Below are 26,197 nucleotides of genomic sequence, written 5' to 3'. Positions count from 1 at the left end.
AGATTAAAAATTAAATGGAAAAATACAAAAACTTATTAGATTTAACTTAATGTATTAGCGCTTCTTAATTATTTTTTAATCTTTACGCCACTTTTTTGTTTCCTCAAAAATGTGCGTTAAAATAGCTTCATCTTGTTCTGTAAATTCTACATTACGCCTAGCCATCATAATTTTTGCAGTATCAAAAGCTTTTTTAGTACCATATGTTGTAAAGCCAGAAGCACCACCCCAACTAAAACTAGGAACAAAATTCCTAGGAAAACCTGGTACATAAATGTTAACATTAACACCTACCACTGTACCTGTATTAAACATAGTATTTATTGCACTTTTACTATGGTCTCCCATCATTAAACCACAAAATTGTAAGCCAGTTTGCTCAAAACTTTCGCTTTCATAGTTCCACAATCTAACTTTAGCGTAGTTATTTTTTAAATTAGAGTTGTTAGAGTCGGCACCAATATTACACCATTCTCCTAAAACAGAATTACCTAAATAACCTTCATGACCTTTACTAGAATAACCAAAAATAACAGAATTACTTACCTCTCCACACACCTTACTATAAGGGCCTATAGTTGTAGCACCATATATTTTTGCTCCCATTTTTATCACTGCATTATCACACAACGCTAAACCACCACGTACCATAGCACCTTCCCAAATTTCTGCGTTTTTACCCACATAAATAGGACCTTTAGTTGCGTTTAACATACAATACTCTACAATTGCTCCTTCTTCAATAAAAATATTATCAGGATTTATAAGTGTATTTGTTTCAGATATAGGAGCACTTATTCTTCCTTCAGTCACCAAATCAAAATCTGCCTGCAAAGCTTCTTCATTTTTAGCAAAAATATCCCAAGTATTTTCTACAGTTATCACATCTTCTGTATAAGTAATAGCTTCGTAGGTATCAAAATCTATTTCTTCTTGTGCTTCTTTAGCAAAAAAAGCAACAATATTATCGTTGTGATATATAACTTGGTTCTCCTTTAAATCTTCAATTAAAGCAACTAAACTAGCATTAGGTAAATATGATGAATTTATCATTACATTTTCCTCTAGCTCCACCATAGGATGTTTTTCACTTAAATAGTCCTCTGTTATTGTACTTGTTGTGCTACCCAAATACTTTTCCCACTTTTCTCTAATGGTAAGTATTCCTATTCTAATCTCTGCTACAGGCCTAGTAAAAGTAAAGGGCAATAAAGCTGTTCTTGCAGCGCCATCAAATAAAATATAATTCATAAGACTATTAAGGTTTTGTATTAAACTAAAAAAGCCACGTTTCAAACTTAATTGAAAAGTGACTTTTAAATATTATGATAAAGAAATTACTATTTAGTAAATTTCTTGTACTTGTTCTTAAATTTATCAATACGCCCAGCTGTATCTACCAATTTAGCTTTACCAGTGTAAAATGGGTGTGATGTTCTAGAGATTTCTAACTTTACTAATGGGTATTCAACACCATCAACCTCTAATGTTTCTTTTGTATTTGCTGTAGATTTTGTTAAAAATACTTCATCGTTAGACATATCTTTAAACGCTACTAATCTATAATTCTCTGGGTGTATACCTTTTCTCATTTTTTAAAACTTTAATTCTTCTAAATAAATTTAGCGGTGCAAAAATACTCTTTTTTATGAAAACTACAATAGCTAATTAAAAAAAAAGATAAAAAAATACTTTCCTTTGCAGTGTAACAAAAATACAAAAAAGAATACTTACTAGATAACAACCAAAAAATAAAAATTAATATGGATAATAAGAACATTAAAGAGTTTATACTACCTATAGCTTTAATGGCGGGTTTAGCAAGAGTTATACTAGATTTTATACCTAAAATGCTAGATGCTTCTCCTGCTATATATTATAGTACTTTTTTAATCTGTTTTATTGCAGAAGTTGTATTACTGACTATTGTAACTAAAAGATTTAAAAAACTAAACGACAATTATTTAACCACAAGGCAAGCAATTAGTATTGGAGTTACTGCTATGGTAATTATAGGTACTTTATATGGCTTATCATCATATATATATGATAATTTTATAGATGAGTTTTACCAAACAAACACAATGATTCGTTGGGGACAAATGTGGGGCCCAGAAGCAGAGCAAGCAATAAACCAACAAATAAAAGACAACCCTCCGGTAACAAATATTACAGCAATATTTATTACTATTGTTAGATTTAGCATACTTGGCTTAATAATATCTGCTATTATTGGTGCAGTTTTAAAAACAAAGAAGTTAGAATAGTTTAATATTTGTACTTTTGAATATATTTTCAAGAGTACCCTATGAATTTATCTATTGTTATTCCTCTTTTAAACGAGGAAGAATCTTTAAAAGAATTACATGATTGGATTGTATCCGTAATGCAATCCAATCATTTTTTATATGAAATACTATTTATAGATGATGGTAGCACAGATAATTCTTGGAAAATTATTTCAGAATTATCTACCACTAACGCCAATGTAAAAGGCATTCGTTTTCAACGAAATTTTGGTAAGTCGCAAGCACTACACGCTGGTTTTAAAGCTGTAAAAGGTGATGTTGTAATTACTATGGATGCAGATTTACAAGATAACCCTGAAGAAATACCAGAATTATACAACCTAATTATTAAAGATGGCTTTGATCTTATCTCTGGTTGGAAAAAAAAGCGCTACGACTCTGTAATTGCTAAAAATTTACCATCTAAACTATTTAATTGGGCTGCACAGCAAACATCTGGTGTTAAACTACATGATTTTAACTGCGGATTAAAAGCTTACAAAAAAGATGTTGTTAAAAACATTGAAGTATCAGGAGAAATGCACCGTTATATTCCTGTACTTGCAAAAAATGCAGGTTTTACAAAGATTGATGAAAAAGTGGTACAACACCAAGCACGTAAATACGGAAGCACTAAATTTGGAATGGAACGGTTTGTAAATGGATTTTTAGACCTAATTACAATTTGGTTTTTATCTAAATTTGGAAAAAGACCAATGCACCTTTTTGGAGCCTTAGGAGCTGTTATGTTTATTATTGGTTTTGGTTTTGCTCTGTATTTAGGAATAGATAAACTTTTTCTTAATAAATTTGGCAGGTTAATTACAGAAAGACCACAATTTTATATCTCTTTAACCGCTATGGTTATGGGTAGTCAGTTATTTTTAGCTGGCTTTATAGGAGAAATTATTGTCCGTTCTAAAAAAAATGAAACAAGATATTCTATCTCAGAAGAGTTAAATATCAACTAAAAAATATTGTACACTTAAAAAACCATTAGATATGAGTTCAATTTTAGATACAGCAAAAACTTGGCTTACAACTACTTTTGATACCGATACAAAAACAAAAGTAGAAGATTTAATAAAAAACAATACAGAAGAACTTAATGATAGTTTTTACAAAAACTTAGAATTTGGTACTGGTGGTATGCGTGGTATTATGGGCGTTGGCACCAATCGTATTAATAAATATACATTAGGTAAAAACACCCAAGGGATTAGCAACTATCTAAAAAAAGTATACCCTAATGAAGAATTAAAAGTTGTTATTGCTTACGATTGCAGACACAATAGTGATACACTTGCTAAAACTGTTGCAGAGGTGTTTTCTGCTAATGATATTAAAGTATACTTATTTTCAGATTTAAGAACCACACCTGCATTATCTTTTGCGGTAAAGCACTTAAATTGTCACGTTGGCATTGTACTTACTGCATCTCATAATCCACCAGAATATAATGGTTATAAAGTATACTGGACAGATGGCGGACAAATTGTACCACCACAAGACAAGGAAATTATTGCAGAAATAAATAAACTAGATTTTAGTGAAATTAACTTTAATGCTGATGAAACTAAAATTGAATTGATTGATACAGAAGTTGATGAAGCTTTTTTAAGTGCATCTGTAAAAAATGGTAGTTTTAATGCTAAAGATAAAGACAACTTTAAAATTGTTTTTACATCCTTACACGGTACTTCTATTACTGCTGTACCAGAAGTTTTAAAACGCGCTGGTTATAAAAATGTAACTATAATAGAGGAACAAGCTAAACCAGATGGTGATTTTCCAACTGTAGTTTCTCCCAACCCAGAAGAACCAGAAGCACTTTCTATAGCTATAAAAAAAGCAGAAGAAATTGGAGCAGATATAGTTATTGGTACAGACCCTGATTGTGACAGACTAGGTATTGCTGTTCGTAATTTAGAAGGGAAACTAGAGCTACTAAATGGTAACCAAACTATGGTTCTAATGACCAAGTTTCTTTTAGAACAACGTAAGCAAAAAGGATTTACAGGAGATGAGTTCATTGGTTCTACTATTGTATCTACACCAATGATGAACAAGTTGGCAGATTTATATAAAGTAGAATGCAAAACTGCTTTAACAGGCTTTAAATGGATAGCTAAAATGATAAAAGACGCACCTAACCAATATTTTGTTGGTGGTGGCGAAGAAAGTTTTGGTTTTATGGTAGGCGATTTTGTACGTGATAAAGATGCAGTTACCTCTACCCTATTGGCTTGCGAAATAGGAGCAAATGCTAAAGCAAACGGAAGTTCTTTTTATAAAGATTTAATAGACACTTATGTTGACTGTGGTTTCTACAAAGAAAAGTTAGTCTCTTTAACCAAAAAAGGTGCCTCTGGTGCAGAAGAGATTAAACAAATGATGGCAGATTTTAAAGACAATCCTGTTACTACAATAGATGGTTCTAAAGTAGAGTGGATACAAGACTATAATACATCTACAGCTAAAAACGCAATTACAGGTGAAGAAAAAGAAATTGCAATTCCTAAATCTAATGTACTTATTTACATAGCAGAAGACGGCACAAAAATGGCTGCAAGACCAAGTGGTACAGAGCCAAAAATAAAATTCTATTTTAGTGTAAACACCAATTTAGAAAAAGCTGAAGATTTTACGGCTAAAAACGACGAATTAGAACAAAAAATAAACAGAATTCTAAAAGAACTGAATTTAAATTAATGAAATATTTTAATAAAATACTAGTATATGCCAAGCCTTATAAGACGTACGCAATACTAAACATAATTTCTAATATCTTTTACGCTTTATTTAGCACGTTAGCAATGGTATCGTTATTTCCTATGCTATCTGTATTATTTGGACAAACTGAATCTATCACTGTTGCGCCAGAATGGACAAGTATCACAGAAATTAAAGATTATACTATAGACTATTTAAACTATTACATAACGCAAAACGTTGGTAACGGCAATCAAGGAGATGCTTTAATGTTAATGGTTGGTTTAGTAATAGGTATGTTTTTCTTAAAAAACTTATTTGGCTACTTAGCTATGTATTTTATTGCCTTTTTAAGAAACGGTGTATTAAAAGATTTAAGAAATGCTTTGTATGATAAAACTGTAGAGTTACCAATATCTTACTATTCAGAAAAAAGAAAAGGAGATACTATTGCACGTATTACATCTGATGTTTTAGAAATTCAGCATTCTTTTTTATCTGTTTTAGAGTTAGCTGTTAGAGAGCCACTTACCATTATTTTTACCATAGCAATGATGGTTGCCTTTAGCGCCAAACTAACAATTTTTGTATTTATTTTTCTTCCTATTTCTGGTTTTATTATTTCGTTAATAGGTAAATCATTAAAAAAGAAATCTGATAAAGTACAAAAAGAGCAAGGTACTTTTTTATCAATTTTAGAAGAAACTTTAGGAGGCTTACGAGTTATAAAAGCGTTTAATGCAGAAAAAACATTTGCAGGTACATTTCAAAAATCAACCAACAGATTTTTTAAATTCTCTAATAGCTTATTAAATAGACAAAATTTAGCTTCACCGGCTAGTGAATTCTTAGGCATTGGTGTTATTGGTATTTTACTTTGGTATGGCGGACAAATGGTATTGGTAGAAAAAAGTATAGAACCAGAACTTTTTATCACTTATATGGGGCTTGCTTACCAAATATTAACTCCTGCAAAAGCCATAAGTAAAGCATCTTATGGTGTTAAAAAAGGTAATGCAGCAGCAGAGCGTGTTTTAGAAATTTTAGAAACTGAAAATCCTATTGCTGAAAAAGAAAACGCAATTGATAAAAAAGAGTTTAACAACAACATTACTCTAAAAAATATCTCTTTTAAGTATGAAGATGATTATGTACTTAAAAACTTTAATTTAACAGTTAACAAAGGAAAAACCGTAGCCCTTGTTGGTCAGTCTGGTAGTGGTAAAAGTACTATTGCAAATTTAGTTACACGTTTTTATGATGTAAACGAAGGTGAAATTGTTATAGATAATGATAACATTAAAGACTTAACTAAAAAATCTCTTAGAGATTTAATGGGATTAGTTACGCAAGATTCTATTTTATTTAATGACACCATTAAAAATAACATTGCATTAGGTAAAACAAATGCAACTGAAGAAGAAATTATTGAAGCTGCAAAAATTGCAAATGCACACGACTTTATAATGGAACAACCAAATGGTTATGACACTAACATTGGTGATAGCGGAAACAAACTAAGTGGCGGACAAAAACAACGTTTATCCATTGCACGTGCGGTTCTTAAAAATCCTCCTATAATGATATTAGATGAGGCCACTTCTGCATTAGACACAGAAAGTGAACGCTTGGTACAAGATGCATTAGAAAAAATGATGCAAAACAGAACCTCTATTGTAATTGCCCACAGGCTATCTACCATACAAAGTGCAGATACTATTGTAGTTTTACAAAAAGGAGAAATTGTAGAAAAAGGTACACACTCAGAACTTATAAACAACAACAACGTCTACAAAAAATTAGTAGATATGCAGTCTTTTGACGTTTAGTTTTTAAACCTTTATATTTTAATTAAGTTAAACATTTAAATAAGTACATTTTTTGATAACCGAAGAAGCTTTAGTACATCAACTTAAAGATAAATCCTCCCAAGCCAAGGCTTTTGAGGTGCTGGTTGACACCTATAAAGAAAGGCTTTATTGGCACATACGTAAAATTGTACTAAACCACAATGACGCTGATGATGTGCTTCAAAACACATTTATTAAAGTATTTAGAAATATAGATAAATTTAAGGGAGACAGTAAGTTATTCTCTTGGATTTATCGTATTGCTACTAATGAGTCGTTATCTTTTTTAAAAACAAAATCTAAAATGCTTGGTGTAACTAGTGAAGAATTACAAAATTTATTGCTAGACAACCTACAATCTGATGTGTATTTTGAAGGAGATGAAATACAACTAAAATTACAAAAAGCGATTAGTACATTACCAGAAAAGCAAAAATTGGTATTTAATATGAAATATTTTGACGAGTTAAAATACGAAGAAATATCAGAGATACTGGGCACTTCTGTTGGTGGTTTAAAGGCATCTTACCATCAAGCAGCAAAAAAAATTGAAAATTATTTAAAAAGCAATTAAACCATTTAGAGTATTGATAGTCAAATTATAAGTATGAAAAGCTTACCAAAAAATAGCGGATTTAAAATGCCAGAGTCTTATTTAGATAATTTCTCTGCAAAACTGAATAATTCTATTAACCAAGAAGAAACTGCTTTACCAAAAAAAGAAGGCTTTACTGTACCTAATAATTATTTTGATAACGTACACAAAAACATACAAACCAAACTAAACCAAAAAACAGAAGTTAAGGTTATAAAACTAAGTTCTTTTAAAAAGAAACTCTATGCAGCATCTAGCATTGCAGCAGCGGTAGCAATATTAACAGTAGCTATAGTTTTTAACTCTAACTCCACTCCTATCTCATTTCAAGATATAGCGGCATCAGATATTGAAAGCTATTTTAATGAAAGTAACGTAGAATTTTCTACTTACGACTTAGCCCAAATATTACCCGTAGATGACATTAACATATCTGACGTTGTAGAAAGTGAATTTAACGAAGATGAAATTATGAACTATTTGGAGTCTAACAACGGTATAGACATACAAGGTATTTATTTAAATGAAGATGAAAAATAACACCCGTAACATACTTACAATTTTAGTTTTCTTTTTAGGAACTACACTCTTTTATGGTCAAAAAAACGACTGGGAAAAAATTAAATCATTAAAAGTAGCCTATTTTACTGATAAATTAGAGCTATCTAGCAACGAGGCTAAAGATTTTTGGCCTGTTTATGATGAGTTTGAAAAAGAACTACATACGCTATATGATAGTAGAAGAGATTTAAAAAGAAAGTACGATTATAACAACTTATCTGAAGAAGACTCTAAACACTTACTTGAAACGTATTTAGATTTTGAAAAAGAAAAGGTTGATATCACTAAAAGATACTATGCAAAAATTAGTAAAGTTTTAAACTATAAAAAATCTTATAAACTTGCCCGCGTAGAGGAAGAGTTTAAACGTCGTTTAATAAGCGAATATAGAAACAAACATAAAAAAGGAAAGCAATAAGCTTTCCTTTTTTATTTATTTAAAAATCAATTTAGATATTCTATCCTTACCAGCCGCGTAAGCAACACTATCATTTACAAATCTTATAGTGTAAAAGCCTTCGCTAGACAGTTCTTTCCAAGTCTGTCCCTTATCTTTAGAGTATGCTACTCCTGTAAAACCAACAGCAACAAGCTCATTACCTTTACGCCCAGGAACAAATTGCACACAACTTTTATAATCTGGCTCTTTACCATCTGCTACCAACGTCCAATTTTTACCACCATCTGTAGTTATAGCTTTATTTTTTATGTTTTGTTTTGGCTTAGTAAAATCGCCTCCAATAGCAAAACCTAAATTTTCATTATAAAAATCTATAGAAAAAATCCCGTGTGTTTCTCCTAAACCTGTCATTGGAACGCTATACACATCCCAAGTAACCCCTTTATCTGCAGAATAAAAAATACGACCTTTAGTTGTTGCAACCCAAGTTTTGTCTCCAACAATTTTTATATTGGTATTACTTGCTGCAAATGCTCCTTCACCAGCAATGCCTTCAGGCAAATTATTACAAATTATTTTGTTCCAAGTAGTACCACCATCTCTGGTTACAATAACAGACAAGCAACCATCTACACTATCGCCAACTGCAATACCTTCTTTTGTGTTCCAAAAATTTATAGCATCATAAAAAACACCATCTCCTTTTTCTGTATACACTAATTCCATTTTTCCGTTTTCACCGGTTTTGTATAATAACGCAGGGTTAGTTACAGAAAGCATAAAAAAATCTGTTCCCGTTGTACCAACAGCTCTAAACTCTGGTAAAATAGTATCATACTTCTGCACATTGGTCAACACTTCATCTGTTTTTAAATTTATAGATCCAAAAACACCATTACTACCAGCAAAACCAATACTACCATCTAAAACCTCAATAGCCCTAACACTAACATTTTTAGTATACACATCTTTTACCGTAACTGCTGTAAATGGTTTTACCTCATTTTTTTCTTCACAAGCAAAAAGTGCTAGCGCACAAATTGCAAATACTATTTTCTTCATTTTCATTTAATTTTGTGCATTCAGTAAATACCGTAAACTACGCCTTTCTACTATTTAAATACGCAGTTACAGGACTAAATAGCTCTTTACACACATATATTCCATCAAAAATAAGCGTATTCCTTTCTAAAACAATACCTTTGCAGCCATATTTTTTTAAACGAATTAAATGTAATTTTTCTACTATGAAAATTTACATAGCGTCAAATTAAATTTATATGTATTCTAGCATATGTTTTTGTTTTAAAAACTCCTAGAAATCAAAAAAAAATAAAAAGTAAAAATGAAATTACACAGAAACTTAGTATTTGCGGTTATAGACGCACTAAACCTTATTTTTAATGAAGATGAATATGCAGATAAGGTTGTAGAAAAAGTTTTAAAGTTTGATAAACGTTGGGGTTCCAGAGACCGTGGTTTTATAGCAGAAACTACATACGAAATTGTTCGTTGGAAAAGACTGTACACAGAAATTGCAGATGTTAAAGCACCATTTAGCAGACCTAACCTTTTTAGAATTTGGGCTGTTTGGGCAGTTTTAAAAGGAATTGAATTACCAGATTGGAAACAAATAGAACCTACTCCTACACGTAGAATTAAAGGTAAATTTGATGAATTATCTAAAATTAGAAAATTTAAAGAATCTATTCCTGATTGGATGGATGAATTAGGTGAAAAAGCTTTAGGTGACAAAAAATGGACAAAAGAAATTAATGCACTTAATAAGCAAGCAGAAGTTGTACTAAGAGTAAATACTTTAAAAGCAACAAAAGCCAGCTTACAAAAAGCATTATTAGAAGAAAATATTGTTGCCAACCCTATAAAAGGATACCCAGATGCACTAACCCTTACAGAAAGAGCCAATGTTTTTAGAACAGAGGCTTTTAAAAACGGAATGTTTGAAATGCAAGATGCGTCATCACAATTAGTAGGTCACTTTTTAGACGTAAAACCAGGTCAACGTGTTATAGACACTTGTGCTGGTGCTGGTGGTAAAGCTTTGCATATAGCCGCTTTAATGGAAAACAAAGGACTTTTAATTGCTTTAGATATTTATGGTAATAAGTTAAAAGAACTAAAAAGACGTGCCAAAAGAGATGGCGCTCACAATATAGAAACAAGAGAAATAGACTCTACCAAAGTAATTAAAAAACTATACAATAGTGCAGACCGTGTTTTAATAGACGCACCTTGTACTGGTCTTGGAGTTTTAAAACGTAATCCGGATGCAAAATGGAAATTACAACCAGAATTTTTAGATAAGATTACAAAAACACAACAAGAAATTTTACAAAGTTACAGTAGAATGGTTAAAAGTGGTGGTAAGTTAGTTTATGCTACGTGTTCTATTTTACCTCAAGAAAACAACGACCAAGTAATTGCTTTTTTAGCTTCGGAGGCTGGTGCAGATTTTACACTTACTAAAGAAAATAAAGTATATGCATCTGACTCTGGTTATGATGGTTTTTATATGGCTTTATTAGAAAAAAAATAAAACCTAATATATATAAATTAAAAAAGTCGGCTCTAACCAGCCGACTTTTTTGTTCCCAAATACAAATTATAAATTATCAATTATAATCCAATTCTAACGCTAGGTACCCTAATACCAACATTAGTTCTTACAACAGTTGAGCGTCTTGGTGCTCTTCTGTAATTATTGTAGCTATAATAATACGTTGTGTGACTATGGTAATAATCACTATGGTGACAATGAGAATTACAGTGCTCAGCGTGTTCTGCATATGCATCTCTTTTTCCTCTCATATACGCTCTATAGGCTTTTTTATCTCTTTTCCTTAAATTCTTCTCATAAGCTTTTTGATCTTCCCAAAATTCTTCTTCATCTTCTACAGCTACTTCTGTAGATTGTTCATAGGCAGCATCTTGTTTTGCTCTTTGCTCGTAATAAGATAACTTTTCCTTTTCTGTAGGTTCTTTTTCTTGCGCTACTGCAGTAAATGATACAGTTACTAAAATTGCCGTAAGTAAAAAATGTACTTTCTTCATAAAACTTGGTTTTTAGTTTAAGCTATTACAACACATAATAACATTGTAATACACTACTATAACAATTACAAAAAAGAAAACCCTACCAAAAATTTTAAATTATTTTTAAATCAATAAAATTCACTACAACAAAAGCACCTTAACTAACAACAATTATATAGCAATTGACAACATAAAGTTTATTAAACTACATCTCCTTTATATATTCGTAGTATAATTAGTCAGAATAAAATTTTTCATTTTCATATAGTGTTCTCGTAAAAAGAGTCTTGTTTTTGCCAACAAGACTCTTTTTCTTTTTAAACCTTTTTTATTTTAGTAGTAACAAGATAAGCGTGTGACACATCTATACAGCTCATCAAAGAACAATCTACATTCATTTTATAATAGATAAAAAAGCAAAACAACAAAAGCTCCTTGGCTAACAACAACTATAGTGTTATTTACAACATAAAGTTTAGTAAACTACATCTCCATTATATATTTGTAGTATAATTAGTCAGAATAAAATTTTTCATTTTCATATAGTGTTCTCGTAAAAAGAGTCTTGTTTTTGCCAACAAGACTCTTTTTCTTTTTAAGTAGCTTTTATATTTATATAAATAAAAATTAAACATAGAAGAAATTAACAATCTCCACCAAAAACTGTTAACTATTCTTCTAAAAATTTACACTTAAAAAGTGTAAATTTGTGGCTTGTTAAACAAAACAACACAAGAGCTACAATGATTCACTTTTTCGGAGACCAGACCAGCAAAATTTTTGCTGTAGAAACCAAAAATAATCTTACACAAGAAGATATTTCTAAATTAACATGGCTTTTTGGCAACAATACTAAAATAAATGCGGCGTCTCTTGACGCCTTTTTTGTTGGCCCAAGAGCAGCAATGATTACTCCTTGGAGTACCAATGCTACTGAAATTACTCAGAATATGGGTATTGAAGGCATTTTAAGAATTGAAGAATTTTTTGCTTCTACTGCAGATGCAAAAGATTTTGACCCTATGATATCTCAAAAATATACTGCTTTAACTCAAGATATTTTTACAATAGCTATTACTCCAGAAGAAGTTTTACCTATTGAAGATATTGCTGCTTATAACCAACAAGAAGGTTTAGCTTTAAGCGATGAGGAAGTTGAATATTTAGAAAGTGTAGCTACAAAAATTGGCAGGAAACTAACAGATTCTGAAGTTTTTGGTTTTAGCCAAGTAAACTCAGAACACTGTAGACACAAAATATTTAATGGTACGTTTGTAATAGATGGGCAAGAAAAACCATCTTCTTTATTTAAATTGATAAAGAAAACATCTAAAGAAAATCCAGGTACCATTGTATCTGCTTATAAAGACAATGTTGCTTTTATAAAAGGCCCAACTGTAACTCAGTTTGCACCAAAAACAGCAGATAAGCCAGATTTTTATACAGAAGAAGAATTTAAATCTGTTATATCATTAAAAGCAGAAACACATAATTTCCCTACAACTGTAGAGCCTTTTAATGGTGCTGCAACTGGTTCTGGAGGAGAAATTAGAGACAGGTTAGCTGGTGGTAAAGGTTCTTTACCTTTAGCAGGTACTGCGGTTTATATGACATCTTACTCTAGGTTAGAAGAAAACAGACCTTGGGAAAAAGCAATGGAAGAACGTCCTTGGTTATACCAAACACCAATGGATATTTTAATAAAAGCATCTAACGGGGCGTCTGACTTTGGAAACAAATTTGGGCAACCTTTAATTACTGGTTCTGTTTTAACGTTTGAGCATCAAGAAGATGCTCGTAAACTTGGGTTTGATAAAGTTATTATGCAAGCTGGTGGTATTGGTTACGGTAAAGATAACCAAGCTTTAAAAGACGAACCTAAAGAAGGCAATAAAATTGTTATTCTTGGTGGCGACAATTACCGTATTGGTATGGGTGGCGCAGCTGTTTCTAGTGCAGACACAGGTGAGTTTGCTTCTGGTATTGAATTAAATGCCGTGCAACGTTCTAACCCAGAAATGCAAAAAAGAGCAGCAAATGCTATTCGTGGTTTAGTAGAAAGCAATGAAAACCCAATTGTTTCTATTCATGATCATGGTGCAGGCGGACACTTAAACTGCTTGTCTGAACTTGTTGAAGATACAGGCGGACATATAGATTTAGACAAATTACCAGTTGGTGACCCAACACTTTCTGCTAAAGAAATTATTGGTAATGAGTCTCAAGAACGTATGGGACTTGTTATAGGTAAAGATGATATGGGCTTGCTAGAGCGTATTGCAGAGCGTGAGCGTTCTCCAATGTACGAAGTTGGTGAGGTTACAAACAACCATAGATTTACATTTGAGTCTAAAACTACAGGAGAAAAACCTATGGATTTAGCTTTAGAAGATATGTTTGGGAGTTCTCCTAAAACAATAATGACAGATAAAACTGTTACTCGTAATTACCAAGATGCTAGTTATTCATTAGAGTTTTTTCACGATTATTTAGAGCAAGTTTTACAATTAGAGGCTGTTGGCTCTAAAGACTGGTTAACAAATAAAGTAGACCGTTGTGTTGGTGGCCGTGTTGCCAAACAACAATGTGCAGGCCCATTACAATTACCACTTAACAATTGTGGTGTTATGGCGTTAGATTTTAAAGGAAAAGAAGGTATTGCAACTTCTATTGGGCACTCACCTATTTCAGGATTAATAGACCCAGCTGCAGGTAGTAAAAATAGTATTACAGAAGCTTTAACTAATATTGTTTGGGCTCCTTTAAAAGATGGTTTACAATCTGTTTCTTTATCTGCTAACTGGATGTGGCCTTGTAAAAACGAAGGTGAAGATGCGCGTTTATACGAAGCTGTAGAAGCTGTATCTGAGTTTAGTATTGCTTTAGGCGTTAACGTACCAACGGGTAAAGATTCGCTTTCTATGAAGCAGAAATACAAAAATGAAGAAGTTATAGCTCCTGGAACCGTAATTATTTCTGCTGCTGCAAACTGCAACAATATTAACCAAGTAGTAGAGCCTGTTTTACAAAAAAACAACAATGCTATCTACTACATAAACCTATCTAAAGACAACTTTAAATTAGGTGGTTCTTCTTTTGCACAAACTCAAAACAAAATAGGAAACAATGCACCAAATGTTACAGATGCTGCTTATGTAAAAACAGTGTTTAACACATTACAAGACGCAATAAAAGCTGATAAAATTAACGCCGGACACGATGTTGCCTCTGGTGGTTTAATTACTACTTTACTAGAAATGTGTTTTGCTGATGTTAATTTGGGTGCCAACTTAGACTTATCTGCATTAGGAGAAGAAGATACCATTAAATTATTATTTTCTGAAAATGCTGGTGTTGTTTTTCAGGCAGATAAAAGTGTAGAAACTTTATTTGCTAACGCTGGTGTAACTGCTACTAAAATTGGTTCTGTGGTTGAAGAAGCTACATTAACAATAAAAAATAACGGTATGGAAATGGGACTAAACGTAACTTCATTAAGAGATACGTGGTCTAAAACATCATACTTATTAGACAACAAACAAACAGCAAATAATTTAGCTAAAGACAGGTTTGACAATTATAAAAATCAGCCTTTACAATACACTTTCCCTGCTAACTTTACTGGTAAGTTACCAACAGTAAACGGAGAGAGACCAAAAGCTGCAATTTTACGTGAAAAAGGAAGTAACTCTGAACGTGAAATGGCAAATGCAATGTATTTAGCTGGTTTTGATGTAAAAGATGTGCATATGACCGATTTAATATCGGGACGTGAGAACCTAGAAGACATTCAGTTTTTAGGAGCCGTTGGTGGTTTCTCTAACTCAGATGTACTAGGCAGTGCAAAAGGTTGGGCTGGTGCCATTAAATACAACGAAAAAGCCAACAAAGTAATAAACAACTTCTTTAAAAGAGAAGATACATTGTCTATTGGTATTTGTAACGGTTGCCAGTTATTTATGGAGTTAGACCTTATTAACCCTGAGCACGAGCAACACGGAAAAATGACGTATAACGATTCTCATAAACACGAAAGCAACTTTACATCTGTTAAAATTGAAGAAAACAACTCTGTAATGCTATCTACTTTAGCAGGCACTACACTAGGAGTTTGGATTAGTCACGGTGAAGGTAAATTTAGCTTACCACAAAACAAAGAAGACTACAATATTGTTTCTACTTATGGTTATGAAGGCTATCCTGCAAATCCAAACGGTAGTGATTTTAATACTGCTATGTTGTGTGATAAAACAGGTAGACACTTAGTTACAATGCCACACATAGAGCGTTCTACATTCCAATGGAACTGGGCAAATTACCCAACAGACCGTAAGGATGAAGTTACACCTTGGCTAGAAGCATTTACAAATGCTAGAGAGTGGATTTTAAAACAATAAGGATAATATTTCTTTTTAAATTATAAAGTAAAATCCCGTTTCTTAGTTGAAACGGGATTTTTTACATCCAATAAAAACAGACTATCTTCACGCAATAAAACTCTTTAAATCATATGAAAACTATTATCGATTTTACTTCTTCAACAGACTCTAAAGAATGGCATACGATTACAGATGTTGTTATGGGTGGTGTATCTAAAAGTAATTTTGAAGTTTTAACTGATCATATTGGTGTTTTTAGTGGTCACGTATCGCTAGATAATAATGGTGGCTTTGCTATGGTTAAACATAAAACAACGTTACACTGTAAAAATTACACCACTATTTGTATTACATTAAAAGGTGACGGCAAGGCATATCAATTTAGAATAAAAGAAAACACAGAAACTAAACATTGGTTTATTGCTCCTTTTACTACTAATGGAGAATGGCAGACTATAGATATTAAATTAAATAGTATGTATGCAATGTTTAGAGGAAATGAGGTTAACATTCCTAACTTTAATGGTAATAGTATACATGAGATTGCCTTTTTAATAGGTAATAAAAAAGCAGAGGATTTTAAATTAGAACTTAAAAATATTACGCTAAAATAAGAGCCTACTTCTTAAAATTTTGCTTACTTATAAGTCTTTTTAACTGTAAAAAGCCATTGGTTATATTTCCTTTATTTACAACAATAGGTATCGCTAAAGTTACCAAAAGAGCAATACACGCTGCAGAACCTAATCCGCCTCCAAAACCTGTAAAGTAAGTACTTGTATTTAAATAAAGTACCGTAAAAATTATTCCAGAAATACTTATTACCCAATAACTCTTTGTTACACTAGAAGACACCATGCCTATAAACGATGCTCCAAAACAAACTAAAGGTAAATGATGAGAAAAATAAGTTGGCAACAAATTAGGAAATAGAAATACAAATCCGCCAGACAAAACTCCCACTAATGCAGATGCTCTAACAGCGCTTTGCTTATACTTAAACTGCAATAAAAAAGTTACAATAGCAGATAAACTTCCAATAAGTAGCAATACAAAGTGTTCTGTTCTCATTATGATAGTAAAAAGGTTATAAAAAAGGCCAATACTACACCTCCAAAAGCTAGCGTACCAAGCTTGCCTCCCACTCCGTTAAAACTGTCTTTAGACCCCACCAATAATACTCCTGTAAACAAACTAGCCAAGGAGATAAACACATAATCTGGTGCTATGCTAGCATTTGTCATACCCACAAAAGCACCGCAATACACAGCGGTAGGTATTGTATTAACAAGCGTATTATTTTTAATTAAATTGGGTAAAAAACTAATAACTAAACCTACAACAGATGCTGCCAAAACAGCTGTAAAACCAAAAGAAGTATGTAATAAGTATGTGATTATTGCCCCAAAAAACACAAATGAAATAGTTAAAATATGCTCCAACGTGTGATTTTTAGCACTTAGAGGTGTTTTTTTATAGGTAACAAATAATAAAATTAAAGCTATAATTAAAAAGCCCGTAATTAAATAATTGTTCTGTTTTTCAAACAAAATAGCTGTCAAAAAACCTAGATGACATAGAATTATAAGAATAAAAGTAAGCTGTTTTGCACGCTTCTTAATCATACTAACAAATTTACAAGTTGCAAAAATAAGGAATATAACAACTTTAAAATCAATTAAACTGTAAGAAATAAGAGCAAAAAAAGATGTATTTATGTTAAAGTGATTTTTGTAACTTACCTCATAAATCATCAATCTAAAAAAAAATGGAAAAAAAAGAACAAAACAGCAGTAGAAGATCTTTTATTAAAAATGCGTCTTTGCTTACAATGGGAACAAGTAGTTTATTAGCTTTTCCGCTAGGCAAACCCACAACTACTATTTACACACAAGATACAGATATAAATATTATTGGTCCTAAAGAAGGTTACAGTCCGCAAATAGGAACCTTAGTTTCTATGATGACGTGGATGCGAATGGTTATACTTGCTCCAGTACGTAATATGAGTATTTCTGATTTAGATTATTTAGTAGATGACAATGCTAACTCTATTGGAGCAATGCTCATGCATTTAGCTGCAACAGAACGCTTTTACCAAATACATACTTTTAATGACAAAGCTTGGGGAGATTGGCCTAAAGAGGATACTAAAAGATGGAGTATTGCTTCTGGATTGGGAGATAAAGCCCGTAAAAAAATAAAAGGTAATGAATTAAGTTATTATTTAGATGCTTTAGACGAAGTAAGACAAAATACACTAAAAGAATTTGCTAATAGAGATGACAAATGGTTATTAAAAGTTGACGAAAAATTTCCTTGGGGCCCAACAAATAACTACTGTAAATGGTTTCACGTATGTGAGCACGAGTCTAACCACAATGGGCAATTTAAATTTATAAAAAGTAGAATACCAGCATAGAAAAACAAAAAAGGCAGGATTATAAAAATCCTGCTCTTTTTTTTGAATGGTTGTGTTTATGTAATGGTTAGTGTTTACATTAATGGTTGTATTTATTTTTTTATCATTTTACCACTCCAAATAGCATTGTTAGAGCTAATTAACTTGTAAAGGTAAATTCCTGTTGCCAAACTAGACACGTTAACATCTATGCTATTTTGTCCTTGTTTTGCACTCCCAACTATAGTATACGCAGGCATTAATGTTCCTGATACAGTATAAATTTCTAGTGTGTAAGTACTTGGTAACTCTTCAAAAAAGTATAGTGTTGTATTATCCTGTACAGGGTTAGGCAATAATACAGATTTAGTCCTATTTTTTTCTAAATAAGCATTACGCTCTTCTGTATTATTAAAATCAATATCAGACAATTGCAATTCTTTTTCCTGTAAAGAGCCATCACCAGACTTTAAGTTAAATAACAATACTTTTAATGAATTAAAATCTGTATCGCCACCAAATTCATTTTTAAAGTCATTGTCTTCTAGTACAAAACGTTGTTCCTCATTAGTTAATTCCACTGTTGCTACATACGGTTCTCCTGATGCTTTTAATAGTTTTACTTCTAATGTACCAGTGCCAGAAGCTGTAAAAGACAACTGCTTATATTCTGATAAATCTACTGCTAAAAACCTTGGATTAAACGCTCTGTAAGTACCAATATACTCTTGTGTTGTTCCTTTTAAATGTACATTACGCTCTATTCTATACCCATCTCCTAAATAAGGCGAACTGTTTTGTTCCACTTCATAGATTGTTACATCTGTAGTAGCTGTAGAACTATCTACTCCCCAAGGTGCATCTGCAACAAATAAATCATCAGGAGTATCTCCTTTTTCATTTTTAAGCCTAAAACCTAAATCAAACAAAGCACCAGTTTCTACAACTACTGTGTCTATGTACCTATCTAAAGAAGCCTGTAATGTAACCATATCAGTTTCACTAGTTTCTGTTCTTTTTAAACCACCCTCCAAAGTCATTTTTTTAGATACGTTTGTGTTTACAACTGTCATTTCTACAGTACCATTTGTATATTTTGCAGATCTTACAAATACAGGTGGTGGTGTAGAACCCTTATGACCTTCTATTGTAGCATTGGCTTCAAGCAGAGATAAAATTTCTTCTGCCATAACAACCAAATCATCTACAGAATTAGACCATATTTGAAAATTGTAAAACATATTATCTTTTTCATATGCATCAATATTCCAGTGAGACTCTACTGTAAAACTATTATTTGGATTAACTCTTGCAGAAAAAGACAAAGCAAACTCCTTGCTACCATCTGCTTGTTTAATTATAGATTTTATAAAATTATTATCTCTTATATTTAAATTAGATACAGAAAGTAATTCTGCTCCTAAAAAACGATCGCATATAAATTTACTGTGTTCATAAACAGTATTATCTGTTTTTATAACCATTAGAGCTCCAATGGTTTGCTCTCCTTTTAAATAATCTACAGAAAAAATATCACTTGCATTAGTTAATGCTAACAAATCTGCAGGAGAAGATTCTATTGTACTAGTTTCTCCTAAAACATTTAATGGTACAAGAGCAGATAACGGTATGTTATCACTAGAATATTTTCCGCTTAATTTGTATCCTTTATCTTTTATAACCTGCTTGGCTGTAGTTTTATCAAAAATATAATTGTTTTTTGCTCTATTGTAATTTCTGTTTGTAATAAGGTTTGCAAGTCTATCATTACTCTCTAAACCTCCATCATTACCTCCAGATGTTGTTGTAATTGCAGGACATAAACTAATTCCTGAACAAGAAGGATCATCACAATCTACAAGTCCGTCTCCGTCATCATCTATACCATTAATACAATCTTCTTGTGGTACTGGAGCTGTAGGACAACGTGCTCCGTCATTAGAAGAACTTGCTGGTCCAAAGGCAAAAATATTAGATATTATAAGGTTAGAACTTATGTTTTGCACCTCATTAATTTTGTAAACAGATCCTGTTTGGTTTGCAGATATATAAAGATTACCATCTACATCAAAATAAACAGCTCCATAGGTGTAATTAAAACCCGATAAGATTGGTACTTCACCCAAATCTTCTACGGCACCTGTTTCTGCTGTAATTCTATATAACCTATTTGTACCTTTACTAACCGCATATAATTTACCGTCTACAGAATTAAAAGCCCAATCATGAATACTAATACTAGTATCCAAAGTATAAGATCCAATGTACCCTAAGTAATTATTAGATTCAGGATTTAAATCTATTGCGTAATATGTAGAACCTCCTGCCCTTAAATAATAAATTCCATCTAAGTTAATGTCTCCAACATACTTATTTCCATTATTTGGTAATTCAGGAATAGTGTGCACTGTAGGCGTAAAGTCTTTACCTATTTGCACAATAGAAATTTGCGGAGAAGACAAATACCCCCAAATGTAACCATCTGCAGAGTTGTATGCTGCAGCATTAATGTTTCCTGGTACAACATCGGCTGCTACTAGGTATGAACTTCCAGATGCTAAATCTAGAGCATAAATATCATTTGTTTGAAAGAGGTACGCATTATAATCGCACTCAAAAGGCTCTGACTGTGCAGTTGTACTTAAAGCACAGAATACCACACTAAGTAGCAGCAAGTAGGTTTTTAAAGGTAAAATTTTAGTCATAATTAATGATTTGGGGCGTTAATTAATTACAGCAAAAATGCCTCTTTACTTCTTATTTTAGTAGTAGCACAAGATTAAAGGCTTATTTAGTGCGATAAAATGCTGTTTAGTGTAGACAAACGGTTAATTCGCAATAAAAGAGGCAAATAGACTCTTTTGTAAATAAAAATATAACAATTTATTATACTTCCAATACGAGTAAATAGTTTAATTTAGGGTATAGATTATTAAAATATTAAACCGTTTAACTGCTCTACAAGTATAAAAACAAAACAAATGTTCATATTTTTTTAAATTTTAACAAAAACTTAACTTGTTATATTATAGCTGATTAATAATACTAACTAAGAAAATAATAGAAATTATGCTATTTTTTTACGAATCTAATTTTAAAATAAGCATTCCTTTTCTTAATTTGCAACACTGATACAATCAATTCTTATGCAAGAAGTAACTAGATTATTTGACTTTCCTTATTATCAATTAAAAGAGTACAACCTACAAAAGTCATTAGCAACTAAGCACAATGACAAGTGGAAATATATGTCTACCCAAGAGTACTTAGACAAAGCAAATACAATGAGTAGAGCCCTATTAAGATTAGGTGTTTCTAAAAACGATAAAATTGCCGTGATATCTTCTACCAATAGAATGGAGTGGAATATTATGGATATTGGTATTCTTCAATTAGGTGCGCAAAATGTACCTGTATACCCTACTATTTCAGAAGAAGATTATGCCTATGTATTAAATCATTCTGAAGCAAAATATTGCTTTATTTCTTGTAAAGATGTTTTTGACAAAGTAAATCAAATAAAAGACCAAGTACCGTCTTTAATAGAAGTTTACTCTTTTGATGAATTAGATAATTGTAAAAACTGGTCTGAAATTTTAGATCTAGGTAAAGACAAATCTAACCAAGATGAAGTAGAAAAATTAAAAGACTCTGTTAAGCCAACAGATTTGGCAACACTTATATACACTTCTGGTACAACCGGAAGACCTAAAGGTGTTATGTTATCACACGATAACCTAGTAAGTAACGCGTTAGAAAGTTTTAAAAGAATACCAATAGCATTAGGAACATCAAAAGCCTTAAGCTTTTTACCATTGTGCCACGTATATGAGCGCATGCTTATTTACTTATATCAGTACTGTGGTGCAGCTATACACTATGCTCCCATAGACCAAATTAGTGAGTATGCACAAGAAGTGCACCCACAAGTAATGACGGCTGTACCAAGATTATTAGAAAAAGTATACGATAAAATTATTGCCAAAGGAACTGCTTTAACTGGTTTTCAAAAAAAAGCATTCTTTTGGGCTGTAGAAGTAGGTTTACAATATGAACCATACCAACAAAATGGCTGGTGGTATGAGAAAAAATTAGGCTTGGCTAGGAAGTTAGTTTTTAGCAAGTGGAAAGCTGCCCTTGGTGGCGAAGTTGGCGTTATGGCTTCTGGTAGTGCTGCCTTACAACCAAGACTTGCACGTGTATTTAACGCTGCTGGATTTGGTGTTATGGAAGGATACGGACTAACTGAAACATCGCCAGTAATATCTGTAAACGATATGCGTAATGGCGGATTTAGAATTGGTACCGTGGGTAAACCATTAGACCGTACAGAAGTTAAAATAGCTGAAGACGGAGAAATATGTATTAAAGGTCCACAAGTAATGATGGGCTATTACAAGGATGATGCTAAAACTGCAGAAGTAATTATAGACGGTTATTTTCATACAGGAGACATAGGAGAAATAGATTCAGATGGTTTCTTAAAAATTACAGACCGTAAAAAAGAAATGTTTAAAACATCTGGTGGTAAATATGTAGCTCCACAGTTATTAGAAAACAGATGTAAACAATCTAGGTTTATAGATCAAGTAATGGTAATTGGTGAAGGCGAAAAAATGCCTGCAGCTTTTATTCAGCCAGATTTTGATTTTGTTAAAGAATGGGCTAAACGTTACAATATTACCATTACAAGTAATGAGGACTTGGTTACTAATGAAAAGGTAATAGCTCGTTTTCAGGAAGAGGTAGACGCTGCCAATGAAAACTTTGCTAAATGGGAAAAAATTAAACAATTTAGACTTACTCCAGATGTTTGGAGTATAGAAGGCGGACAAGTTACTCCTACTTTAAAATTACGTAGAAAAATAATAAAAGAGAAATACAAAGCTCTTTACAATGATATTTACGGATATTAATTTTTTTTAGCTGCTAAGACTCTAAAACCTTAGTAGCTAATTAACTACACTTCTACCCACTCTACTTAATTTTAATGTTAAGTATATATTAAGGACACATTTTTTCTTGAATTTATTATGCATGCATAATAAATTTTCACTATATTTGGTAACCTATTCAAATTACAAATGAAAGAGATTACCATAGATTATGCTTTACGAGAAACTTGGCTAGCGGTAGCTAAGATGTATAATGAAGAAGCAAAAAACCATAATAATACAATGGCAATGGCTTTTACTTTATTAAGCATAGACCCAAAAACAGGTACTGCATCTACTGCATTAGGACCAAAAATGGGGATGGAAGCCACCAGCTTATCTAGAATACTTAAAAGTTTAGAAGCAAAAGAGTTTATAGTTCGTAAACCCAACCCCAATGATGGCAGAGGTGTAATTATTCACTTAACAGATATTGGATTACAAAAAAGAACGTTATCTAAAGACACTGTCTTTCAGTTTAACAGTACTGTTAAAGCTAATATATCAGAAGAAAAGCTAAACAATTTTTTTGAGGTTACAGAAACAATCAACTCGCTTATAGCTAAAAAAGAGATTTTTAAATAATATAACTAATAAATAGGTCTAAATAGAAATGAACAAACACATTAAAAAAATAGCCATAATTGGCTCTGGTATTATGGGTAGTGGCATTGCCTGTCACTTTGCAAATATTGGTGTAGAAGTGCTATTGTTAGACATTGTTCCTAGAGAACTAAACGACAAAGAAAAAGCAAAAGGCTTAACACTAGAAGATAAGGTAGTTAGGAATAGATTGGTAAACGATGCTTTAAAAGCTTCTTTAAAATCTAAACCCTCTCCTATTTACAGTCAAAAATTTGCAAACAGAATTACAACAGGTAACTTAGAAGATGATATTTCTAAAGTTGCAGATGTAGACTGGATTATGGAAGTTGTTGTTGAAAGGTTAGATATTAAACAACAAGTTTTTGAAAAATTAGAAAAATACAGAACTCCAGGTACGTTAATTACTTCTAACACTTCTGGTATTCCTATTCATTTTATGAGTGAAGGTCGTTCTGAGGATTTTCAGAAAAACTTCTGCGGAACTCACTTTTTTAATCCTGCACGTTACTTAAACTTATTTGAAATTATTCCAGGACCAAAAACTGATGCTGCGGTATTAGAATTTTTAAACGGTTACGGAGAGAAATTTTTAGGTAAAACATCTGTAGTAGCTAAAGACACACCTGCTTTTATAGGTAACCGTATTGGTATTTTTAGTATTCAAAGTTTATTTCACGCAGTTAAAGATTTAGACTTAACTATAGAAGAGGTAGATAAATTATCCGGACCAGTAATTGGTCGTCCTAAGTCTGCAACTTTCCGTACAGTAGATGTTGTTGGTTTAGATACTTTAGTACACGTAGCAAACGGTATTAGAGAAAACTGTCCTAAAGACGAACGTTTAGAGCTTTTTAAATTACCAGACTTCATTAATACAATGATGGAGAACAAATGGTTAGGAAGTAAAACGGGACAAGGTTTTTATAAAAAAACAGTTTCAGCAGAAGGTAAAAAAGAAATTTTATCTCTTGACTTAAACACATTAGAATACAGATCTGCTAAAAAAGCAAAATTTGCAACTTTAGAACTTACCAAAACAGTAGATAAAGTAGTAGACAGATTTAAAATATTAGTAAAAGGAAAAGATAAAGCGGGTGAGTTTTACAGAAAAAGCTTTACTGCCTTATTTGCTTACGTATCTAATCGTATTCCAGAAATCACAGATGAGCTATATAAGATTGATGATGCAATGAAAGCTGGTTTTGGATGGGAACACGGTCCTTTTCAGATTTGGGATGCAATTGGTGTAGAAAAAGGTATTGAATTAATGAAAGCCGAAGGTTTAGAGCCTGCTGCTTGGGTAAATGAAATGGTTGCTTCTGGCAATACATCTTTTTACACAGTTAAAGATGGTGCTTCATTCTTTTATGATATTCCTTCTAAACAACAAGCAAAAATTCCAGGTCAGGATTCATTTATAATTTTAGACAATATTAGAAAAACATCAGAAGTATTTAAAAACTCTGGCGTTGTTGTTGAAGATTTAGGTGATGGTATACTTAATGTTGAGTTCCAATCTAAAATGAACACTATTGGTGGTGATGTTTTAGCAGGATTAAACAAAGCTATTGACCTTGCTGAAAAAGACTTTGCTGGATTAGTAGTAGGTAATCAAGCTGCAAACTTTTCTGTAGGTGCTAACATAGGTATGATATTTATGATGGCTGCCGAACAAGAGTATGATGAGCTAAATATGGCTATTAAATACTTCCAAGATACAATGATGCGTATGCGTTACTCATCTATACCAACTATTTCTGCTCCTCACGGAATGGCATTAGGTGGTGGCTGTGAACTATCATTACACGCAGATAAAGTAGTTGCTGCAGCAGAAACTTATATGGGATTAGTAGAATTTGGTGTAGGTGTTATACCAGGTGGTGGTGGTTCTAAAGAAATGGCTTTAAGAGCTTCTGATCTTTTTAGCAAAGGAGATGTACAGTTAAATGTACTACAAGAGCACTTCTTAACTATTGGTATGGCAAAAGTATCTACTTCTGCTTATGAAGCCTTTGACTCTAACCTTTTACAAAAAGGAAAAGATATAGTTGTTGTTAATAAAGCACGCCAAATAGCAGTTGCAAAGCAGCACGCTAAACTAATGGCAGATATGGGCTACACACAACCAGTACGCAGAACAGATGTAAAAGTACTAGGTAAACAAGCTTTAGGTATGTTCCTTGTAGGTACAGATTCTATGGAAGATAGTAACTACATTAGTGAGCACGATCATAAAATTGCAAATAAATTAGCTTATGTAATGGCTGGTGGAGATTTATCTGAACCAACATTGGTAAGTGAGCAATATTTATTGGATTTAGAGCGAGAAGCTTTCCTAAGTTTATGTACAGAACGTAAAACTTTAGAAAGAATTCAGCATATGTTAACTAAAGGGAAACCTCTTAGAAACTAGAAAC

Annotated in this window: 21 protein-coding genes; 14 read left to right on the top strand and 7 right to left on the bottom strand. The window is 32.1% G+C overall.

The features are described from left to right. Nucleotides 1-75 precede the first annotated feature (75 nt). Complete coding sequence (locus tag Q4487_RS00790; protein ID WP_303542397.1) at nt 76-1,251, bottom strand: GlmU family protein; 1,176 nt, start codon at nt 1,249-1,251, stop codon at nt 76-78. Nucleotides 1,252-1,340: 89 nt separating this feature from the next. After that, a complete protein-coding gene (locus Q4487_RS00785) occupies nt 1,341-1,592 on the bottom strand; it encodes a type B 50S ribosomal protein L31 (RefSeq protein WP_077403788.1) in 252 nt (83 codons plus the stop codon). A gap of 171 nt (nt 1,593-1,763) precedes the next feature. On the opposite strand from Q4487_RS00785, the gene Q4487_RS00780 reads away from it, so the two are divergent. From Q4487_RS00780 to Q4487_RS00750, 7 genes are read left to right on the top strand one after another with little or no spacing between them, the layout of a single operon-like run. Then, nucleotides 1,764-2,267, top strand: a complete 504-nt coding sequence (locus Q4487_RS00780; protein WP_303542393.1) for a DUF4199 domain-containing protein — start codon at nt 1,764-1,766, stop codon at nt 2,265-2,267. Between the two features lie 41 nt (nt 2,268-2,308). Then, nucleotides 2,309-3,259 (top strand): glycosyltransferase family 2 protein, encoded by a 951-nt coding sequence (locus Q4487_RS00775; protein ID WP_100896302.1) that lies wholly within the window; start codon nt 2,309-2,311, stop codon nt 3,257-3,259. A gap of 31 nt (nt 3,260-3,290) precedes the next feature. Continuing rightward, entirely contained in the window at nt 3,291-5,000 is a 1,710-nt protein-coding gene (locus Q4487_RS00770) for a phospho-sugar mutase (protein ID WP_303542390.1), read from the top strand. After that, nucleotides 5,000-6,829: an ABC transporter ATP-binding protein gene (locus Q4487_RS00765; protein ID WP_100896304.1), complete on the top strand. Its 1,830-nt coding sequence runs from the start codon at nt 5,000-5,002 to the stop codon at nt 6,827-6,829. The genes Q4487_RS00770 and Q4487_RS00765 overlap by 1 nt, the downstream gene beginning before the upstream one ends. 52 nt (nt 6,830-6,881) lie before the next feature. Beyond that, nucleotides 6,882-7,424, top strand: coding sequence for an RNA polymerase sigma factor (locus Q4487_RS00760; protein ID WP_303542388.1), 543 nt, complete (start codon nt 6,882-6,884; stop codon nt 7,422-7,424). Between the two features lie 33 nt (nt 7,425-7,457). Then, nucleotides 7,458-7,985 carry a hypothetical protein gene (locus Q4487_RS00755; protein ID WP_100896306.1) on the top strand — a complete coding sequence of 176 codons (528 nt, stop codon included), beginning with the start codon at nt 7,458-7,460 and terminating at the stop codon, nt 7,983-7,985. Beyond that, nucleotides 7,975-8,424, top strand: coding sequence for a hypothetical protein (locus tag Q4487_RS00750; RefSeq protein ID WP_303542386.1), 450 nt, complete (start codon nt 7,975-7,977; stop codon nt 8,422-8,424). Before Q4487_RS00755 ends, Q4487_RS00750 begins: the two co-directional genes overlap by 11 nt. A gap of 15 nt (nt 8,425-8,439) precedes the next feature. Here the strand turns inward: Q4487_RS00750 and Q4487_RS00745 are convergent, their stop codons facing one another. Continuing rightward, nucleotides 8,440-9,468, bottom strand: a complete 1,029-nt coding sequence (locus Q4487_RS00745; RefSeq protein WP_303542384.1) for an oxidoreductase — start codon at nt 9,466-9,468, stop codon at nt 8,440-8,442. Nucleotides 9,469-9,751: 283 nt separating this feature from the next. Between Q4487_RS00745 and Q4487_RS00740 the strand changes: the two genes are divergently transcribed. Then, complete coding sequence (locus Q4487_RS00740) at nt 9,752-10,963, top strand: RsmB/NOP family class I SAM-dependent RNA methyltransferase (RefSeq protein WP_100896309.1); 1,212 nt, start codon at nt 9,752-9,754, stop codon at nt 10,961-10,963. Nucleotides 10,964-11,043: 80 nt separating this feature from the next. Here the strand turns inward: Q4487_RS00740 and Q4487_RS00735 are convergent, their stop codons facing one another. Next, on the bottom strand, nt 11,044-11,478 hold the full coding sequence (locus tag Q4487_RS00735) for a hypothetical protein (RefSeq protein WP_303542378.1): 435 nt from the start codon (nt 11,476-11,478) through the stop codon (nt 11,044-11,046). Nucleotides 11,479-12,203: 725 nt separating this feature from the next. On the opposite strand from Q4487_RS00735, the gene purL reads away from it, so the two are divergent. Next, entirely contained in the window at nt 12,204-15,857 is a 3,654-nt protein-coding gene (gene purL / locus Q4487_RS00730) for a phosphoribosylformylglycinamidine synthase (RefSeq protein WP_303543965.1), read from the top strand. 113 nt (nt 15,858-15,970) lie between these two features. After that, nucleotides 15,971-16,453 (top strand): CIA30 family protein, encoded by a 483-nt coding sequence (locus Q4487_RS00725; protein ID WP_303543963.1) that lies wholly within the window; start codon nt 15,971-15,973, stop codon nt 16,451-16,453. Nucleotides 16,454-16,457: 4 nt separating this feature from the next. Here Q4487_RS00725 and Q4487_RS00720 read toward each other — a convergent pair whose 3' ends face one another. Continuing rightward, a complete protein-coding gene (locus Q4487_RS00720) occupies nt 16,458-16,910 on the bottom strand; it encodes a hypothetical protein (RefSeq protein WP_303543960.1) in 453 nt (150 codons plus the stop codon). Further along, nucleotides 16,910-17,464 carry a hypothetical protein gene (locus tag Q4487_RS00715; RefSeq protein WP_303543957.1) on the bottom strand — a complete coding sequence of 185 codons (555 nt, stop codon included), beginning with the start codon at nt 17,462-17,464 and terminating at the stop codon, nt 16,910-16,912. The genes Q4487_RS00720 and Q4487_RS00715 overlap by 1 nt, the downstream gene beginning before the upstream one ends. A gap of 143 nt (nt 17,465-17,607) precedes the next feature. Here Q4487_RS00715 and Q4487_RS00710 point away from each other — a divergent pair, with 143 nt between their 5' ends. Next, the gene (locus Q4487_RS00710) at nt 17,608-18,261 is read left to right on the top strand and encodes a DinB family protein (RefSeq protein WP_303543954.1); all 654 of its coding nucleotides are present in this window, start codon (nt 17,608-17,610) and stop codon (nt 18,259-18,261) included. Between the two features lie 92 nt (nt 18,262-18,353). On the opposite strand, the gene Q4487_RS00705 is transcribed toward Q4487_RS00710, so the two are convergent. Then, nucleotides 18,354-20,945, bottom strand: coding sequence for a T9SS type A sorting domain-containing protein (locus Q4487_RS00705; RefSeq protein WP_303543951.1), 2,592 nt, complete (start codon nt 20,943-20,945; stop codon nt 18,354-18,356). A 441-nt stretch (nt 20,946-21,386) separates the two neighbouring features. Here Q4487_RS00705 and Q4487_RS00700 point away from each other — a divergent pair, with 441 nt between their 5' ends. The 3 genes from Q4487_RS00700 (at nt 21,387) to Q4487_RS00690 (ending at nt 26,193) form a co-directional block, all read left to right on the top strand. After that, nucleotides 21,387-23,156, top strand: a complete 1,770-nt coding sequence (locus tag Q4487_RS00700; protein ID WP_303543948.1) for a long-chain fatty acid--CoA ligase — start codon at nt 21,387-21,389, stop codon at nt 23,154-23,156. A gap of 168 nt (nt 23,157-23,324) precedes the next feature. Next, nucleotides 23,325-23,759, top strand: coding sequence for a MarR family winged helix-turn-helix transcriptional regulator (locus Q4487_RS00695; protein WP_100896318.1), 435 nt, complete (start codon nt 23,325-23,327; stop codon nt 23,757-23,759). Nucleotides 23,760-23,787: 28 nt separating this feature from the next. Then, nucleotides 23,788-26,193, top strand: coding sequence for a 3-hydroxyacyl-CoA dehydrogenase/enoyl-CoA hydratase family protein (locus Q4487_RS00690; protein ID WP_303543943.1), 2,406 nt, complete (start codon nt 23,788-23,790; stop codon nt 26,191-26,193). The last annotated feature ends 4 nt before the right edge of the window (nt 26,194-26,197 follow it).

The sequence above is a fragment of the Cellulophaga sp. 3_MG-2023 genome (genome assembly GCF_030546975.1).
Classification (GTDB): Bacteria; Bacteroidota; Bacteroidia; order Flavobacteriales; family Flavobacteriaceae; genus Cellulophaga.
This window is presented reverse-complemented; position numbering and strand designations above follow the sequence as displayed.